The organism is Exiguobacterium sp. A1_3_1 (genome assembly GCF_048985645.1).
GTDB classification, from domain to species: Bacteria; Bacillota; Bacilli; order Exiguobacteriales; family Exiguobacteriaceae; genus Exiguobacterium_A; species Exiguobacterium_A indicum.
The window spans coordinates 1-905 of sequence record NZ_WBYY01000322.1; the positions used below are offsets into that span (position 1 = coordinate 1).

The 905-nt window shown below is 39.9% G+C and carries 2 protein-coding genes; both read left to right on the forward strand.

Features of this window, described 5'->3' with window-relative positions:
- The coding region (locus tag F8N00_RS18125) for a type II toxin-antitoxin system RelE family toxin (RefSeq protein WP_421018767.1) at positions 1–111 on the forward strand (111 nt) is incomplete at its 5' end.
- Positions 112–131: 20 nt separating this feature from the next.
- On the forward strand, positions 132–905 hold a 774-nt coding region (locus tag F8N00_RS18130; protein WP_421018766.1), incomplete at its 3' end, for a type I restriction-modification system subunit M.

Genomic DNA, 905 nt, shown 5'->3' on the forward strand with positions numbered 1-905 from the left:
GGTGAATGGCGTTATCGCATCGGTGATTATCGTCTGATTGCTGACATCCAGGATGAGAAAGTCGTAATCTTGATTCTTGAGATCGGACATCGTCGGGATATTTATAAATAAATTTTTTAGGAGGAACAGAAATGGCAACAGCAAACTTAGGATTCGAAGAAAAACTATGGGAAATGGCAGATAAATTACGCGGCTCGATGGATTCAGGTGAGTACAAGAATGTCGTCCTCGGATTGTTATTTTTAAAATATGTCTCTGATGCATTCGAAGAAAAATACTTAGAACTAAAAGAAGATGAATGGGCAGAGGAAGAAGATCGTGATGAATACGTGGCGGAAAATATTTTCTTTGTCCCGCAAGAAGCACGCTGGTCTTTCATTAAAGATAACGCTAAAAAACCAGAGATTGGTCAGCTTATTGATACTGCAATGATTGCAATTGAAAAAGAGAATTCAACATTAGTTGGAGTCCTACCAAAAACGTACGCTCGACCAGAATTAGATAAAACACGTCTCGGCGAAACAATTGACTTGTTTTCTTTCAAAGTTGGTGATGAAGATAGTCGCGAAAAGGATGTTATCGGACGCGTTTATGAGTACTTTTTAAGTAACTTTGCCAGCGCGGAAGGAAAAAATGGTGGGGAGTTTTATACACCGTCTTCTATCGTTTCTTTATTAGTTGAGATGTTAGAACCTTACCAAGGACGCGTTTATGATCCAGCCTGTGGATCTGGAGGAATGTTCGTTCAATCATCGAAGTTTGTTAAAGAGCATCAAGGACGGATTGATAATCTATCAGTTTACGGTCAAGAATCCAACCCGACGACTTGGAAGCTGTGCAAGATGAACTTGGCGATTCGAGGAATTGATGGTAATATCGGTCCCCATCAAGCTGATACATTTTTG